General features: G+C 61.7%; 15 protein-coding genes. 11 read left to right on the top strand and 4 right to left on the bottom strand.

What is annotated here, in order from left to right:
• Window positions 1–22: 22 nt before the first annotated feature.
• The 3 genes from J5N58_RS18925 to J5N58_RS18935 all read left to right on the top strand — a co-directional run bounded on the left by J5N58_RS18925 (window position 23) and on the right by J5N58_RS18935 (window position 4,158).
• Window positions 23–1,369: a nitric-oxide reductase large subunit gene (locus J5N58_RS18925; protein WP_244712234.1), complete on the top strand. Its 1,347-nt coding sequence runs from the start codon at window positions 23–25 to the stop codon at window positions 1,367–1,369.
• 72 nt (window positions 1,370–1,441) lie between these two features.
• Window positions 1,442–2,248, top strand: coding sequence for a CbbQ/NirQ/NorQ/GpvN family protein (locus J5N58_RS18930; RefSeq protein WP_244712237.1), 807 nt, complete (start codon window positions 1,442–1,444; stop codon window positions 2,246–2,248).
• Window positions 2,249–2,259: 11 nt separating this feature from the next.
• The gene (locus J5N58_RS18935) at window positions 2,260–4,158 is read left to right on the top strand and encodes a nitric oxide reductase activation protein NorD (protein WP_244712239.1); all 1,899 of its coding nucleotides are present in this window, start codon (window positions 2,260–2,262) and stop codon (window positions 4,156–4,158) included.
• Between the two features lie 100 nt (window positions 4,159–4,258).
• Here the strand turns inward: J5N58_RS18935 and hemN are convergent, their stop codons facing one another.
• Window positions 4,259–5,611, bottom strand: coding sequence for an oxygen-independent coproporphyrinogen III oxidase (gene hemN, locus J5N58_RS18940; RefSeq protein ID WP_113443002.1), 1,353 nt, complete (start codon window positions 5,609–5,611; stop codon window positions 4,259–4,261).
• A 221-nt stretch (window positions 5,612–5,832) separates the two neighbouring features.
• Between hemN and J5N58_RS18945 the strand changes: the two genes are divergently transcribed.
• Genes J5N58_RS18945 through J5N58_RS18960 form a run of 4 tightly spaced genes read left to right on the top strand, consistent with a single transcriptional unit; the run spans window position 5,833 to window position 8,357 of the window.
• Complete coding sequence (locus J5N58_RS18945) at window positions 5,833–6,114, top strand: DUF2249 domain-containing protein (protein WP_113443001.1); 282 nt, start codon at window positions 5,833–5,835, stop codon at window positions 6,112–6,114.
• Window positions 6,115–6,154: 40 nt separating this feature from the next.
• Complete coding sequence (locus J5N58_RS18950) at window positions 6,155–7,507, top strand: hypothetical protein (RefSeq protein WP_113443049.1); 1,353 nt, start codon at window positions 6,155–6,157, stop codon at window positions 7,505–7,507.
• A 2-nt stretch (window positions 7,508–7,509) separates the two neighbouring features.
• Window positions 7,510–8,031, top strand: a complete 522-nt coding sequence (locus tag J5N58_RS18955; protein ID WP_113339343.1) for a DUF2249 domain-containing protein — start codon at window positions 7,510–7,512, stop codon at window positions 8,029–8,031.
• Window positions 8,032–8,036: 5 nt separating this feature from the next.
• Window positions 8,037–8,357 (top strand): iron-sulfur cluster assembly protein, encoded by a 321-nt coding sequence (locus J5N58_RS18960; RefSeq protein ID WP_113438855.1) that lies wholly within the window; start codon window positions 8,037–8,039, stop codon window positions 8,355–8,357.
• A gap of 74 nt (window positions 8,358–8,431) precedes the next feature.
• Here J5N58_RS18960 and J5N58_RS18965 read toward each other — a convergent pair whose 3' ends face one another.
• Window positions 8,432–9,640, bottom strand: a complete 1,209-nt coding sequence (locus J5N58_RS18965) for an NnrS family protein (RefSeq protein WP_113443000.1) — start codon at window positions 9,638–9,640, stop codon at window positions 8,432–8,434.
• Window positions 9,641–9,890: 250 nt separating this feature from the next.
• On the opposite strand from J5N58_RS18965, the gene nirK reads away from it, so the two are divergent.
• The 4 genes from nirK to J5N58_RS18985 all read left to right on the top strand — a co-directional run bounded on the left by nirK (window position 9,891) and on the right by J5N58_RS18985 (window position 13,378).
• Window positions 9,891–11,033 (top strand): copper-containing nitrite reductase, encoded by a 1,143-nt coding sequence (gene nirK, locus J5N58_RS18970; RefSeq protein ID WP_112829512.1) that lies wholly within the window; start codon window positions 9,891–9,893, stop codon window positions 11,031–11,033.
• A gap of 73 nt (window positions 11,034–11,106) precedes the next feature.
• The gene (locus J5N58_RS18975) at window positions 11,107–12,006 is read left to right on the top strand and encodes an SUMF1/EgtB/PvdO family nonheme iron enzyme (RefSeq protein WP_112829513.1); all 900 of its coding nucleotides are present in this window, start codon (window positions 11,107–11,109) and stop codon (window positions 12,004–12,006) included.
• Window positions 12,007–12,103: 97 nt separating this feature from the next.
• Window positions 12,104–12,799 (top strand): Crp/Fnr family transcriptional regulator, encoded by a 696-nt coding sequence (locus tag J5N58_RS18980; protein WP_112829578.1) that lies wholly within the window; start codon window positions 12,104–12,106, stop codon window positions 12,797–12,799.
• Between the two features lie 135 nt (window positions 12,800–12,934).
• On the top strand, window positions 12,935–13,378 hold the full coding sequence (locus J5N58_RS18985; RefSeq protein WP_244712241.1) for a pseudoazurin: 444 nt from the start codon (window positions 12,935–12,937) through the stop codon (window positions 13,376–13,378).
• 64 nt (window positions 13,379–13,442) lie between these two features.
• Here the strand turns inward: J5N58_RS18985 and J5N58_RS18990 are convergent, their stop codons facing one another.
• Both J5N58_RS18990 and J5N58_RS18995 read right to left on the bottom strand, forming a co-directional pair.
• Complete coding sequence (locus tag J5N58_RS18990; protein WP_244712243.1) at window positions 13,443–14,063, bottom strand: exopolysaccharide biosynthesis protein; 621 nt, start codon at window positions 14,061–14,063, stop codon at window positions 13,443–13,445.
• Window positions 14,064–14,193: 130 nt separating this feature from the next.
• On the bottom strand, window positions 14,194–14,556 hold the full coding sequence (locus J5N58_RS18995) for a hypothetical protein (protein ID WP_244712246.1): 363 nt from the start codon (window positions 14,554–14,556) through the stop codon (window positions 14,194–14,196).
• Between the last annotated feature and the right edge of the window lie 182 nt (window positions 14,557–14,738).

The following is a 14,738-nucleotide window of genomic DNA, read 5'->3' on the forward strand; positions in this document are numbered from 1 at the left end:
TCGACCCAAGGAGAACCCAACCATGAAATACCAAACCCAGAAGGTCGCGATGCTGTATTTCTACGGCGCCCTCGGCCTTTTCCTCGCCCAGGTCCTGTTCGGCGTGCTTGCCGGCACGATCTATGTTCTGCCGAATACGCTCTCCGAGCTCCTGCCCTTCAATATCGTCAGGATGATCCATACCAATGCGCTGATCGTCTGGCTATTGATGGGCTTCATGGGCGCCACCTATTATCTCCTGCCGGAAGAGGCGGAGACGGAGCTCTACAGTCCGAAGCTCGCCATCGCGCAGTTCTGGCTCTTCCTGGTTGCGGCTGCAATCGCCGTGGTCGGATATCTCTTTCATATCCATGAGGGACGCGAGTTTCTCGAGCAGCCCTTCGCGATCAAGGTCGGCATCGTGGTCGTCTGCCTGATGTTCCTGTTCAACATCACGCTGACGGTGCTTAAAGGTCGCAAGACGGTCGTCACCAATATCCTGATCTTCGGTCTCTGGGGTGTGGCGATCTTCTTCCTCTTCGCCTTCTACAATCCGGCAAACCTCGCGCTCGACAAGATGTATTGGTGGTACGTCGTCCACCTGTGGGTCGAGGGCGTATGGGAGCTCATCATGGCCTCCGTGCTTGCCTTCCTGATGATTAAGCTGAACGGCATCGACCGGGAAGTGGTCGAGAAGTGGCTCTATGTCATCGTTGGTCTGGCGCTGTTCTCCGGCATTCTCGGCACAGGGCACCATTACTACTGGATCGGCGCGCCGGGTTACTGGCAGTGGATCGGTTCGCTGTTCTCCACCCTTGAAGTTGCCCCGTTCTTCACCATGGTCATCTTCACCTTCGTCATGACCTGGAAGGCCGGCCGCAAGCATCCGAACCGGGCCGCCCTGCTCTGGTCCATCGGCTGCTCGGTCATGGCGTTCTTCGGCGCCGGCGTCTGGGGCTTCCTGCACACGCTGTCGTCGGTGAACTACTACACCCACGGCACGCAGGTCACGGCAGCACACGGTCATCTCGCCTTCTTCGGCGCCTATGTGATGCTGAACCTTGCCGTCATGGCCTACGCGGTCCCCGAGATCCGCGGACGCCGGCCCTATAACCAGTGGCTTTCGATCGCGAGCTTCTGGGCCATGTGCACCGCGATGTCGGTCATGACCTTCGCGCTGACCTTTGCGGGCGTGCTGCAGGTGCATTTGCAGCGGGTTCTCGGCGAAAGCTACATGGCCGTGCAGGATCAGCTTGCGCTGTTCTACTGGATCCGCCTCGGCTCTGGCGTCGTCGTCCTCGTCTCCGCGCTGATGTTCATCTGGTCGATCCTGGTGCCCGGCAAGGAGCGCGAGCCCGCCTTTGGCGGTGTCGCGGAGCCGGCTGAGTAACGAAAACGGCCGTCTTCTCCTTTCAGGGGAGGCGGCCGCATCAAACGTCCTTGCCCGAAAGGAAAACACCCCATGAACCTGATGCTGACCAACCCGCCTGCGCCTGATATTCCGGCCTATTCGCCTGCCGGGAACGAATGTGCGCTTTTCGAGACCGCCTGGACGCGCCAGCTGCCGCTGCTGCTCAAGGGGCCGACCGGATGCGGCAAGACCCGTTTCGTCAGCCACATGGCGGCCCGACTCGGCCTGCCGCTTTCGACGGTTTCCTGCCATGACGACCTTGCCGCCGCCGACCTGACCGGCCGCTACCTGCTCAAGGGCGGCGATACGGTGTGGGTGGACGGGCCGCTGACACGCGCCGTGCGCGAGGGCGGGATCTGCTATCTGGACGAGGTGGTGGAAGCCCGCAAGGACGTGGCCGTCGTGCTCCATCCTCTCACCGACGACCGTCGCATCCTGCCCCTGGAACGGACCGGCGAACAACTTGAAGCGCCGCCCGCCTTCATGCTCGTCGTCTCCTATAATCCGGGCTACCAGAATCTCCTGAAGACGCTGAAGCCCTCCACGCGCCAGCGCTTCGTTGCCATCGAATTCGATTTTCTGCCGAAGGATCGTGAGATCGAGATCGTTTCTTCCGAAAGCGGACTCTCCGCCGGCGAGGTTGCGCCTCTGGTCGAACTGGCACGGCGGTTGAGGGCGCTCAAGGGTCATGACCTGGAGGAGGGCGTCTCGACCCGTCTCCTCGTTTATTGCGCCAGCCTGATCGATGCCGGCCTTTCGCCGCGCGATGCTGTCCGATCGACCATGATCGAGCCGTTGACGGACGAGCCGGAGGTGCGGGCCGCGCTGATCGAACTTTCGCAGGCGGTCATCCGCTAAGGGAGTGCAGTATGCTGGATTTCCTCGAACTCGAAGAAACCGTGGGGCGCGCCTGGCACAATGTTGCCGGCAACACGCGGACGTGGCCCCGCTATCCGCGGGCTGCCGTTTCCCTTGAGGAAATCCAGCCGATGCTGGCCGTCTGTTTCCGCGGTTTCGGCGGCGAGCATACCGTGCAGGTGGCGCCGGCCCGCGGACGCACTTCCGCCCACCGGTTAAAGTTTCGTCAGCGGTTGGGTCTCGGAGAGGAAAAACTCGTGCAGCCCGGCCGTGACCATGCGACGCTGATGCTGCCGCCGGTAATCGACCTGATGCCCGACGCCGGCCTGAACCGCGATCTCTATCTCTGGCTTGCCGCCGCAATGGCGGTGATGCCGCTAGAGCCGGTGCCGGTGGGCGATCCGCTAAAGCGGGACCTTGCCATACTGGAGCGGGCGGAGAAGACCACGGAGTGTGTCATTGCGGTTTTCCCGGGGATGTCCGACCGCTATGCCCGTCTGTGCCTGGCCCTTCTCGCTGAACGCCGGCGAGGAAAACTGCCCCGCGTCGAGCAGATGCTGGAGGCACGCATCATCGATCTCCTGCGCAAGGGCGCGGGCCTTGCGGCCTTGCATCCACCGGCGATCCTGCCGGCCAAGGCGCCGCCCGGATACCTGCCGATGCTGCCGGTTCCGCTCTGGCCGGATGCCTTGCTGCGCGAAGAGGGCGCTCCGCGTGAGACCCAGGATCGCCCAGCGGCGGGCAGCGACAGGCAAGCGACTGCCGCCGGGCGCCACATCGCCACCCGTGAAAAGACCGATGGGCGTGACAAGGATCGCAGCCCGTTCATCCTCAACCGTTTCGAAAAGATCCTGGCCATGGCGGAGATGGTCAATGTCGACCGACCCGGCGACGACAGCGACGATCACGACGCGACTGCGGCGGAGGAACTGGACGACATGACGCTCGGTGAGCGGAACGGGCGGCCATCCGCCCGCTTCCGCTTCGATCTTGATCTGCCGCCGGAGGCGCTCGACCGTACGCCTCTGACGACCGAGCTTACCTATCCGGAATGGGACTACAGGCAGGGCGTCTATCTCAAGGATTATTGCCGGGTGCTTGCCGCGCCGGCGCCCGAAGAGGGCGAGTCGCTCGAAGAGAATGCGGCGATGAAGAGCCTGATGCGCCGGGTGCGGCGTCAGTTCGAGGTGTTGCGCCCGAAACACGAGATGCTGCGCGCCCAGCTCGATGGCGTCGATCTCGATCTCGATGCCGTGGTGCGCAGCCGCAGCGATCTTGCCGCCGGCGGCGAGGGCAGCGATCGCATCCATCTGATGAGCCGGCCGCAGGCGCACGATCTCGCTGTGACGCTGCTCGTCGATGTCTCCCTGTCGACGGATGCATGGTTCGATGACAGGCGCGTACTGGATGTCGAAAAGGAGGCTCTTCTGGTGCTTGCCAATGGCCTTGCCGCCTGCGGCGACAATCATTCGATCCTGACTTTCACCTCCCGGCGCAGATCGTGGGTTCGTATCGAGAGCGTGAAAGACTTCGGCGAGAAGATGGGGCCGGCAGTTGAGCGGCGCATTGGAGCGTTGAAGCCGGGATATTATACCCGGATCGGCGCGGCCATCCGCCATGCCTCTGCCAGGCTCGCCGACCAGCCCAATCGCAGGCAGCTGTTGCTGGTGCTGACAGACGGCAAGCCGAACGATGTCGATCACTATGAGGGTCGTTTCGCGCTCGAGGATAGCCGCCGCGCGGTCATGGAGGCCAGACGCAAGGGCATCCGGGTTTTCGGCGTGACCGTCGACCGGGATGCCAAATCCTACGTGCCGGCGATCTTCGGTCAGCACGGCTATGCGATCGTCTCCAACATCGCGAAACTGCCGGCAGCCTTGCCGGCGATCTATCGCGGCCTCGCCGGTTGAGGCGGCGGTGAGGCGCGGAAAAGGCCCGGCATCGGGGTGTTGCCGGGCCTTTTCGTATTTTCGAGTATTTTCCTGATCGATATCGATCGACCGTGACAGATCAGGCCGCCCTGGAATGGGTGCGGCCGGTTTCTCCGAGATAGGCGTCGAAGCTCGCGGCCACCACGCGGATCACGAAGCGATGGTCGTTGCTTACGCTCAGCACACCGTCCCGCATCCCGATGATGCCGTCGCTCGCCAGCCGCTCAAGCATGGCATTCCCTTCCGTCAGCAGTGCGGGGTCAAAACCGTGACGCCTGGCGAGACCGTCGAGATCGGCTTCGAAATCGCACATAAGCCGCTCGATCACGGCCGCCCGGAGGCGATCCTCGTCCGTCATCCGATAACCCTTGGATGTGGCAAGCTGACCGGATGCGATGCGTTGCGCATATTGGCCGATGGCGACTTCGTTCTGAATGTAGCCTTCCGCCGTCCTGCCGATGGCCGAAGCGCCGAAGCCGATCAGGGTCCGGCAAGCGTCGGTGGTGTAACCCTGGAAGTTGCGATGCAATCTTCCGTCTTGCGCGGCGAGGCTGAGTTCGTCCTGCGGCAGCGCGAAATGATCGAGCCCGATCCGCCTATAGCCGGCCGCGACCAGTGTCCCGGCGATTGCCTCGGCCTGGGCATGGCGTTCTGTCGTGTCGGGCAAGGCCTTCTCGTCGATCAGTCGCTGGTGCTTCTTGAACGAGGGAATATGGGCATAGCCGAACACCGCGAAACGATCCGGCCGCATGGCTATGGCCGTCTTCGTGGTCTGGATGCAGGACGTGACGGTCTGGTGGGGCAGGCCGTAGATCAGGTCGAAATTGATGCTGCCGATACCGTATCCGCGAAGTCCATCCGTTGCTTTCGCAGTCTGTTCGGCGGTCTGTATGCGATTGATGGCCTTTTGTACGACCGGATCGAAGCTCTGCACGCCGAGGCTGGCGCGGGTGACACCGGCCTCCCCGAGCGCGCCGATCATGGCTTGCGTGAGGGTGCGGGGATCGATTTCGACGGCGATGTCGACATCCGGCATGACGTCGAACGTCTTCTGTATGAACGCAGAGAGATCCAGGAATTCCTCCGGTTTCATGATGGTGGGGGTGCCGCCGCCGAAATGGATGTTGCGTACCTTGAGCGGCTTGCCGGCTGTCCTTGCGACGATGGCTATCTCACGTTTCAGCACGTCGAGATAGTCCAGGATCGGTTCGTCCTTCTGCGTGATCGAGGTGTGACAGCCGCAATACCAGCACATCGACCGGCAGAAGGGGATGTGGAGGTAAAGGGAAACTGCCTCCCCGGAGGGTATCTGTTTCAGCCAGTCGCCATAGGTGCCGGCGCCGATCGAGGAGGAAAAGCGGGGCGCGGTCGGATAGCTGGTGTAGCGGGGCAGGCGGGCTTCGCCGTATTTTTCGACGATATCAAGGGACATGGGGCGGCTCTCCGTTCGTAACTGTCCGGAGCCTAGATCGCGGTCTCCTTTTGCTCTTTGCCAAATCCCAAGCAACGGAACGAAAGCCCGTCGACGTTCTCGATGTTATTTGCGCGGCGACAAGTTCTCCCTTCGTCCTTCGGTCTAGTTTCGACAGGCAGGCCGGGCCCGGGCCGCAACAATCGAAGACCTGTCGGGCCGAAGAAGGACAAGACCGACCCATGAGCCAAACCATGCAAGAAAAGCCGCTGATCGACGTCCGCACCGTACCGCCGGTCGAGCGGCATCCCCGTATCTTCGGAATGCTCAACGCGCTGCTTCCGGGCGGATCGATGCTGATTACCAGCGATCACGATCCGCGGCCGCTGCACTACCAGCTCGAAATGCATTTCTCCGGCATGTTCGGGTGGGAATATCTGGAAGAGGGGCCGGAGGTCTGGCGCGTCGAGATCGAGCGCTTGCAAAACAGCGGCTGCGACTGCTGCTGCGGCTCGGATCATTGAGACGCGGGGCGTTGCGGTATTCCTGAGTGAGGTGATCGACATGCCGGGAGCAAGCCTTTCCCGCTGGACCATGAGCTACTTTGCCGCCGCCTGCCTTTTCCTGCTTGCGGGAGAAGGCCTGTTGGCCGCCGGTTATGGCAATCCGGTTGCCGGTATTTCCGGCGGCGATGTGCTGGCCGTCGTTCACCTGATTACCGCCGGCTGGCTCGGTCTCCTGATGTCGGGAGCCCTGTTGCAGTTTGTACCGGTGCTTGCGGCAAAGCCGCTGCGGGCGGGGAGGCTGGCGCTTCCATCCCTCGTTGCGATCCTTGCCGGCGAAGTCGGGCTGGTGTCCGGCTTTGCGCTTCTCGCCTCCGGCGTCACGCTGTCGGACCACCTCCTGGCTTGCGGCGGTATCCTTCTCGCGACGGGTTTCCTCGGCGTCGCGACAATGGTGCTGCGTACGTTTTTCGATGCACGGCCCTTGCCACTTGCAGGACGTTTCGTGGCGCTCAGCATCGTCGGGCTTGTGGGCACCGTTTGTCTCGGTGTCTTCATGGCACTCGGGCTCTCCTCCCTGTTGCCCGGCGACCTGCTTGCCCTGGTGTCCGACATGCTGCCAGTGCATGCAGCCTTCGGGCTCGGTGGCTGGCTTACCCTTTCAGCGCTCGGTGTAAGTTACAAGCTCTTGCCGATGTTCCTGCTTGCCGGCGAACCCGAAGGCCGTCGACCGAACCTGGTTTTTCTGGGTGGAGCTTCCGTGCTGACGCTGCTTCTCCTGCTGGTATTGCTGACCTTCCGTGGCAATAGCGCGGTGTTCACCGCTGCGCTCGCCTGTTTCGTCGCGGCCGTCAGCCTCATCCTCTACGGATTTGATCTCCTGGCGATCGTAAGGACGCGGCGGCGGCGCGATATGGAATTGAACAGTCTTGCCAGCCTTGCGGCTTTCGCCTGGCTTTTCGTGGCGTTCGTCTGGCTGGTGGTCGCGTCCCTGTCCGGACGGATCGGGGATCATGTTGAGGCTATCATCTATCTCGCGGGTTTCGGCTGGCTGAGCGGCCTCGGTCTGGCTCAGCTCTACAAGATCGTGCCGTTTCTCACCTGGCTCGAATGCTACGGTCCGGTGCTCGGCCGTGTGCCGACGCCGCGGGTTCAGGATATCGTGCGCGAGCGGCGCGCCCGGATGTGGTTCGTGGCTTTCCATGCCGGAGTGGCGGTTGCCACGCTTGCTCTTTCTCTCGGGATCGCGTTCCTGTTTCGCGTCGGCGTCTTTTTGCAGTTCTGCGCTACTTTCGCCTTGGTTATCGAGTTTCTGCGCGCCAGACGTCTGGTCGATGTCGCTCCCGGCCTGCGCTTGCCGAAAGGTACTATGCGTCCCTATCTCTTTCTGCCATCCCCCGACCTCAGGAGGTAACGATGACACGATCATACAAAGAACTCGACGTACGCCCTATCCTGCGCAATGGCGGCGAGCCGTTTCAGGCTATCATGGAAGCGGTGCATTCGCTGGCGCCCGGCGAAGGCCTGAGGTTGTTCGCGACCTTCAAGCCTGAACCCTTGTTCCGCGTCATGGGCAAGCGGGGCTTCGGTCATGAGGCTACCGAGATCGGCGGAGGCGACTGGCAGGTGCTCTTCACACCGGAGGCCGGTGGGCCCGCCGATATTTCCGCGTCGGCCAGCGGCAATGATGCGACGGCTTGGGCCGACCCGGTCTTTCACCTCGATCTCACCGATCTCGATCCGCCTGAGCCGATGACGCGCATCCTCGCCAAGATCGAACTCATGGACCCGGGCGAAGTGCTCTTTGCGCTGCTTGCGCGCGAGCCCGTCTTCCTCATGCCGGAACTCGAGAAACGGGGGCATCAGTGGGTCGGCAATTTCGATGAAACCGGCAGCGCCTATCGCATGCTGATACGTGTCGGCGAAGCCCGGGAGTGACGGATGTGAACGACGATGCCGCGAATTTTCTCTTAGCACGCATATACGATGCCCTGAGTGGTATTCTCGATCCCGAGATTGGCGGCAATATCGTCGATCTCGGCCTCATCTACGACGTGGTCGTCGAAGGAGACGGCGCGGTTGCCGTGGTCATGACGACGACCTCGCGGGGGTGTCCGGCGGCCGGTTTCCTGAAAGACGCGGTGGAGGCCAGCATCGTTGCCGTTGATGGCGTGGCGCGGGTCGCCGTCGAACTGGTCTATGAACCGCGGTGGACGCCCGAACGTATCCGCACTCCCGCCCTCCGGGGAGCGGGCCGGCATTGATCTTTGCGGATCGGCAGCCCGCAAACGAAAGCGCCCGGTCCGAGAACCGGGCGTTTTCGTTTATCCAGTTTCCGTCAGGTGCGCCGGACCCGGGCGAGCATCGGACCGTATTCGACGACGAAGAGGCCGAAGGCCACCAGCCATGCCAGGCCGGCAAGCCCGTAGAGCGTCATGGCCTGAGCGGGCAGAAGATCGGCAGCTGGACGCAGAAGTGCCGCCAGAAGGATTGCGGCATAGGAGAGATTGGTGAGCGGCGATGACGTCAACTGCCGGCCGGTGTGGCCGCGTGTGGCGCGGGTCATGACCGCCAGCATCATCGCTGCCATGGCGCCGACCGTCATCACGTGCATGATGCCCGCATCGCCGAGGCCTATCCTGTCGCCAAGCGCGATTGCCACAAATCCGAGCGGCAGAAAGGCATAGGCGACATGCAGGATGAAGAGCAGTTTCTCCGGCCATACAGCCAGGCCGCGCCAACGCCGCAGCCGTGCTGCATGGGCGATGCCGGCGACAGCGGCGAGCACGAGCGTTGCCGGCTGCTCGGGCTTAAGGCTCCAGCAGAAGAGCGCCAATGCGCCGACCGCGATGACTGCGGTATCGAAGCGGCCATAGGGCGCCGGAAAGCGTGTCTCGCCCCTCTGGTTCAGCCAGTTGCGGCTGAAACTCGGGATGATACGCCCGCCGATAATCATGATGAGCACGAGATAGGCTGAAACCGCCAGCCTTTCGACGGTGCCGCCATGTTCTCCGGCCAGGGTATTCAGATGAAAGCCGATATTGGCCAGCGACAGCACGGTCAGGATACCCAGGACCTTCAGATCCTTCCACTTGCGTCCCGCGACGATTTCCCGGGCGCAGATGAAGAGCAGGACGGGCAGGAACAGGCTTTCGATGGCGACGGAAGGCACGAGCCCGATCAGGTCGGGGGCGAGCATCAGCAGGCGTCCCGCCGCCCAGAGCAAAAACAGGCCGGCGAGGGGTCGGCCCGACACCGGCAGGCGGCCAGTCCAATTGGGAACCGCCGTCAGGAGAAAGCCGGCGACCACCGCGGAGGAAAAGCCGAACAACATCTCATGGGCGTGCCAGTGATGGGCGCTGTAGGAGCCTCCGACCTCGACGATGCCGGCGAGCGCGGCGATCCAGAGGATCATGGCCGCTATCGCAACGATCGCGGCACCAAAGAAGAAGGGGCGAAAGCCATAGGAAAACAGAACCGGGCCTGTTCGGGAAAGGCCGCGTGGAATGCCGCCGGCCGGGCGGCTCGTCTGTTGGCTGTTGCTCATGACGGATCTCCGATTGCTTGATAAATCGCAATCGTTTTAAGAAGAAACCCTCCTTCGATCTTTGTGCATTCGCAAGCAAAGCCCGACCTGCCCTCTTCTGATCTTTGTCATTTTGCGCCCTGCCAAAATGACGCAGGTAAAATGTCGGCCGGAAGAAGTTTGTTCTGGCACAAATTAGATTTCGCGATCGGGAGTAGAACTCTTGTCACCGGACGATATCCGCTCCGCTCTACCACAAGGAGACATTCCGATGACTGAGCAGTTTCAGGTAACCCGCCGCACGATTCTGGCCGGCGCGGCCTTTGCCGGCGCCCTGGCGCCGATCATCAAGACTTCCGAGGCTCGTGCCGAAGGAGGTGGCATCAAGACCAATGCGGCCGCAACCGCCGCCGACATCGCAAAGCTTCCCCGCGAGAAGGTCGAACTCGTCAAGCCTCCGTTCGTCCATGCCCACACGCAGAAGGCCGAGGGCGGTCCGAAGGTCGTCGAATTCACCCTGACCATCAAGGAACAGAAGATGATCCTCGACGATGCGGGCACGGAAGTGCACGCCATGACCTTCGACGGTTCGGTTCCCGGCCCGCTCATGGTCGTTCACGAGGGCGATTATGTCGAACTGACACTGGTCAACCCCGAAACCAATACCCTGCAGCACAACATCGACTTCCATGCGGCAACCGGTGCTCTGGGCGGCGGCGCGTTGACGCTGGTCAATCCCGGTGAGAAGACGGTTCTGCGCTTCAAGGCGACCAAGGCCGGCGTCTTCGTCTATCACTGCGCACCTCCCGGCATGGTTCCGTGGCACGTCACCTCGGGCATGAACGGCGCCATCATGGTGCTGCCGCGCGACGGTCTGAAGGACGGCAAGGGCAATGACCTGACCTACGACAAGATCTACTATGTCGGCGAACAGGACTTCTACATCCCGAAGGACGAGAACGGCAACTTCAAGAAATACGAGAGCGCCGGCGATGCCTATGCCGATACGCTGGAAGTCATGCGGTCGCTTACTCCAAGCCATATCGTCTTCAACGGTGCCGTCGGCGCGCTGACCGGCCAGAACGCCATGAAGGCCGAGGTTGGCGACCGTGTCCTGATCGTCCATTCGCAGGCCAACCGCGATACCCGTCCGCACCTGATCGGCGGACATGGCGACTATGTCTGGGCAACCGGCAAGTTCCACAACGTGCCAGAAACCGACCAGGAAACCTGGTTCATTCCGGGTGGTGCGGCAGGCGCAGCCTTCTACACCTTCCATCAGCCGGGCGTTTATGCCTACGTCAACCACAACCTGATCGAAGCCTTCGAGCTTGGCGCGGCTGCGCATTTCACGGTCACCGGCGAATGGAACGACGATCTGATGACTTCGGTCATGGCTCCGAGCGCCAGCTGAATGCAAAGGGTCCGCGTCCGCCACGGGCGGGCGCGGATCTCCTCTTTCCCGCCGCGACCTTGAGGAGGTCGTCATGCTGTCTGTCCGCACAAATCATTCCGTTTCCGCCCTTTCCCTGATGCTGCCCGGTATCCTGTTGTTGGGTCTTGCCGGAACCCTTGCATTGCGCACCGGCGTTCTGCCGCAGCCCGGCGTAGCGCTCGTGGCCACGCCGGAGACGATCGTCGTTGAACCGCGGACTTTCCGCTACCGCCAGGCGGGTGAATTCTTCAAGGCCGGATTTGCGGTCGATGCTCCGATGCTGGAGGTGGCGCCGGGAGAGCCGCTGACGATCACGAAATACCAGATCTCGGCCGCCGACTATGACCGCTGTGTCGCGGACGGGGCCTGCCCGGCACGGGAATCGACGATACCGTCCTTGCCGGACATGCCCGCAACCGGCGTTAGCTATGACGACGCGGAGGCTTATGCTACTTGGCTCAGCCGGCACGACAACGCCGTCTGGTCGCTGCCGAGCGATGAACAACTGGCCTTTGCCGCCGGTTCGAAATTTCCGGACGACGCGCTTGGCGTCGATCCGGACAGCAAGAACCCGGCACTCAGATGGCTAGCAGATTACCAGCGGGAGGCTGCCCGCAAGGCATCGCGGGAGCCGGCGCCGCAACCGTTCGGTCATTTCGGCGAAAACGAATACGGTCTCGCCGATTTCGGCGGCAATGTCTGGGAGTGGACGACAACCTGCAATCGGCGTGTCAATCTCGGAACCTCCGGTGAGGTCGTCGAGGAGGTCGAGAGCTGCGGTATCTATGTCGCCTCCGGCAAGCATCGTGCGCCGCTCAGCGCCTTCGTGCGGGAGCCGAAAGGCGGTGGCTGTTCGGTCGGAACGCCTCCCGATAATGTCGGTTTTCGCCTGGTGCGGGACGACCGTTGGTTCGCCCGGCTCTTTTTTGCCTTCCGTCAAACCTCTCTCTAGTCTAAACAAACCGGCGGATACGTCATTCGAACGGACCGGGCGGGCGAACATATGTTTGTCCTTGCAGGGTCCGATTCCGGAGGAAAGGAATACGGCGGTGAAGATCGATCGGGCCGTCGTCAAATCGCTTCCATTGTTCGACCGCATGAGTGACGAGGAGCTGGACCGCTTGCTCTCGCATGCGACGTCACGTCGTGTGCCGCAGGGTGAAGCCGTTTTCGAACAGGGGCAACCGGCCGTCAGCTTCTTTCTTCTTCTCCATGGACGCCTGAAGGTCACCCAGGTGACCGAGGACGGACAGCAGATCATCGTGCGGGTGGTGCATCCTGGCGACCTCTTCGGTTTCGCCAAGGCCTTGCAGCGCATGGACTATCCGGGCACCGCCATCGCAGCGGCAGAAAGCGTGACGCTTTGCTGGCCGACCGATCTCTGGCCCAGTTTCGTCGAACATAATCCTCGGCTTGCCGTGACCGCAATGCAGACCATCGGGCAGCGGCTGGAAGAAGCCCATACGCGCATAAGGGAGATGTCGACCCAGGAGGTGGAGCGTCGCGTCGCCCATGCTGTGTTGCGGCTGGCGCGCAAGGCAGGCCGCAAGGAAGAGGGTGGCATCCGGATCGATTTCCCGATTTCCCGGCAGGACATTGCAGAGATGACCGGAACGACGCTGCATACCGTATCGCGCATCCTGAGCGCCTGGGAGGCGCGGGGCTACGTGGAAGGCGGCCGGCAGAAACTGCTTGTCATCGACCCTGCGGGACTTGCTGAACTGGCCGACGGGACCCGGGAATAGTCTGTTCGGCGTTCCGGTCGCATTCCCTGGAAATTGCGCTTTGCAATTTGTGCGGCGACAAAGAAGACGCCGACTGGCCGGCGTATCTCCTTGATTAACGGACCCGAGGGGTCCTGTTTTCAAGGAGACAAGACAATGACCATGATGATGAAGCGCCTCGTTGCTGCTGGTGCGATCTTCGCTGCCCTCGCCGGTTCCGCCGCTGCCGCCGACTACGAGGTTCACATGCTGAACAAGGGCAAGGACGGCGCCATGGTGTTCGAGCCGGCGGGCCTCAAGATCGCCGTCGGCGACACCGTCACCTTCATCCCGACCGACAAGGGCCACAACGCCGAGAGCATCAAGGGCATGATCCCGGACGGCGCCGCCGAGTTCAAGGGCAAGATGAGCGAAACCATCAAGGTGACCTTCGACGTGCCCGGCGTCTATGGCATCAAGTGCGCGCCGCATGTCGGCATGGGCATGGTCGGAGTGGTCGTGGTCAACGACGCGAGCGCGAACCTCGATGCCTTCAAGGCCGTGAAGCTGCCGAAGAAGGCGCAGGAACGCATCGAGGCCGCGCTCGCCAGCGCGCAGTGAAACTCCATCTCTTTCCGGGTGTCATGGCCCGCCCCTGTCGGGGCGGGTCATTTGTCTTTTGCAGTCAGACGATCCAGTTGAAGGCCGAGGCCGCGCCATAGATCAGGCCACCCGATGTCCCGAGTGCAATTGCTGCAAGCAGAATGCCAAGGAGTGTCGCCAGACCATCCCGTTCCATCAATCCCATGGAGATGACGACCAGGGCGACTACCGGCAGGAAGTTGCCGAAAGGAATGGGAAGCGCGACAGCTACCGCAAGCAGGAAGACTGGCACGCCCAGCAGGGTTTGGGCGGTGTGCCCGGTCAGCGCCCGCAGGCGGCCGCGTTGCAGAATGATTTCCACCTTGCGCACGAGTGGCGTCGTATATCGAACGACGAGCATGATCGTCGCAGCCGAAAGTTTCCGCCTGCCCAGCATCTCGGGAAGCCAGATACGCCTCTTTCCGGCGATGATCTGCAGGGAGACGATGGCAAGGCAGGTTCCGAAGAACATGCCGAAAGGGCCGGGGACCGGCGTGAGGGCCGGCAGCGACAGTATAAGTATGGCGAAGGCGATGCTGGTGCGGCCCAATGCCTCCAGCAGATCGGTCAGTGACAGGGCTCCCGCCCGGTTCGCCATTTCGGCAACAGCCTCAAGTTGGGCGGAAGCCGTTCCCTGGCGTTGTTGGCGACATGGGTTTTCCAAGCGGTCCTCGTTCTTTTCATCTGGTGACGATAAGCTGTCTCTTCGGCTGATCTAAGAACGCGCCTCGCCAAAGCAAGGTTCGGCACAAAAAGACCTTTATTGCTGCATTTTGAACCGAGGCCGTCACTCCTTACCAAACCGATAGGACTTTGGGGTCTGCAGTGATCTCTGTTGCTATGCGGAGAATGCCTCCATCAATTCCGGGCAGGTGGATGCCACAGGTCGATGGATAGAAAGCCGCGGACGTGTAGACGAAGGTCACTGTGCCATCCTGAACGGTAATATTCCTCAGTTCATAATCGCTGTCTCTCAGAAACAAATGGACCTTTGAAAACGACAAGCCATTGCGGTCGGCGTACTCGCTCACGGCCTTCTTGCTGCCGATCCCGCTTCGCGCCTGTTCGCACGTCATCCGAGTCGAATTGGTGGTGCCGCCTGCCGGCTGGAACATGATGTAAACCAGGAGAAAATTCGCGAGGAGGGAAGCCGCCAATATTGCGTTTCTGAACATCGAAATTCAACTTTAAGTTGTCAAAAAATTCTTGTAGTTCAGTTCTTACGGTCGATTCAACAGGCTCAATTGAGCAAGACCCTTGCAGTGATGCCGACGAAGGTCAAGCGATGCAGGTTTTTACAAGAGTTTGCGCGATTGATGCAGAGAAGTTTTGGGGCGTT

Source organism: Paenirhizobium cremeum (assembly GCF_022884085.1).
Taxonomy (GTDB): domain Bacteria; phylum Pseudomonadota; class Alphaproteobacteria; order Rhizobiales; family Rhizobiaceae; genus Allorhizobium; species Allorhizobium cremeum.

Bases quoted from the DNA above. Each gene is read 5' to 3' on its own strand.
- hemN (WP_113443002.1), bottom strand. From the start codon at position 5,611: ATGTCCCTTGATATCGTCGAAAAATACGGCGAAGCCCGCCTGCCCCGC.
- J5N58_RS18945 (WP_113443001.1), top strand. From the start codon at position 5,833: ATGAGCCAAACCATGCAAGAAAAGCCGCTGATCGACGTCCGCACCGTA.
- J5N58_RS18965 (WP_113443000.1), bottom strand. From the start codon at position 9,640: ATGAGCAACAGCCAACAGACGAGCCGCCCGGCCGGCGGCATTCCACGC.
- nirK (WP_112829512.1), top strand. From the start codon at position 9,891: ATGACTGAGCAGTTTCAGGTAACCCGCCGCACGATTCTGGCCGGCGCG.
- J5N58_RS18975 (WP_112829513.1), top strand. From the start codon at position 11,107: ATGCTGTCTGTCCGCACAAATCATTCCGTTTCCGCCCTTTCCCTGATG.
- J5N58_RS18955 (WP_113339343.1), top strand. From the start codon at position 7,510: ATGACACGATCATACAAAGAACTCGACGTACGCCCTATCCTGCGCAAT.
- J5N58_RS18985 (WP_244712241.1), top strand. From the start codon at position 12,935: ATGACCATGATGATGAAGCGCCTCGTTGCTGCTGGTGCGATCTTCGCT.
- J5N58_RS18925 (WP_244712234.1), top strand. From the start codon at position 23: ATGAAATACCAAACCCAGAAGGTCGCGATGCTGTATTTCTACGGCGCC.
- J5N58_RS18935 (WP_244712239.1), top strand. From the start codon at position 2,260: ATGCTGGATTTCCTCGAACTCGAAGAAACCGTGGGGCGCGCCTGGCAC.
- J5N58_RS18950 (WP_113443049.1), top strand. From the start codon at position 6,155: ATGCCGGGAGCAAGCCTTTCCCGCTGGACCATGAGCTACTTTGCCGCC.
- J5N58_RS18930 (WP_244712237.1), top strand. From the start codon at position 1,442: ATGAACCTGATGCTGACCAACCCGCCTGCGCCTGATATTCCGGCCTAT.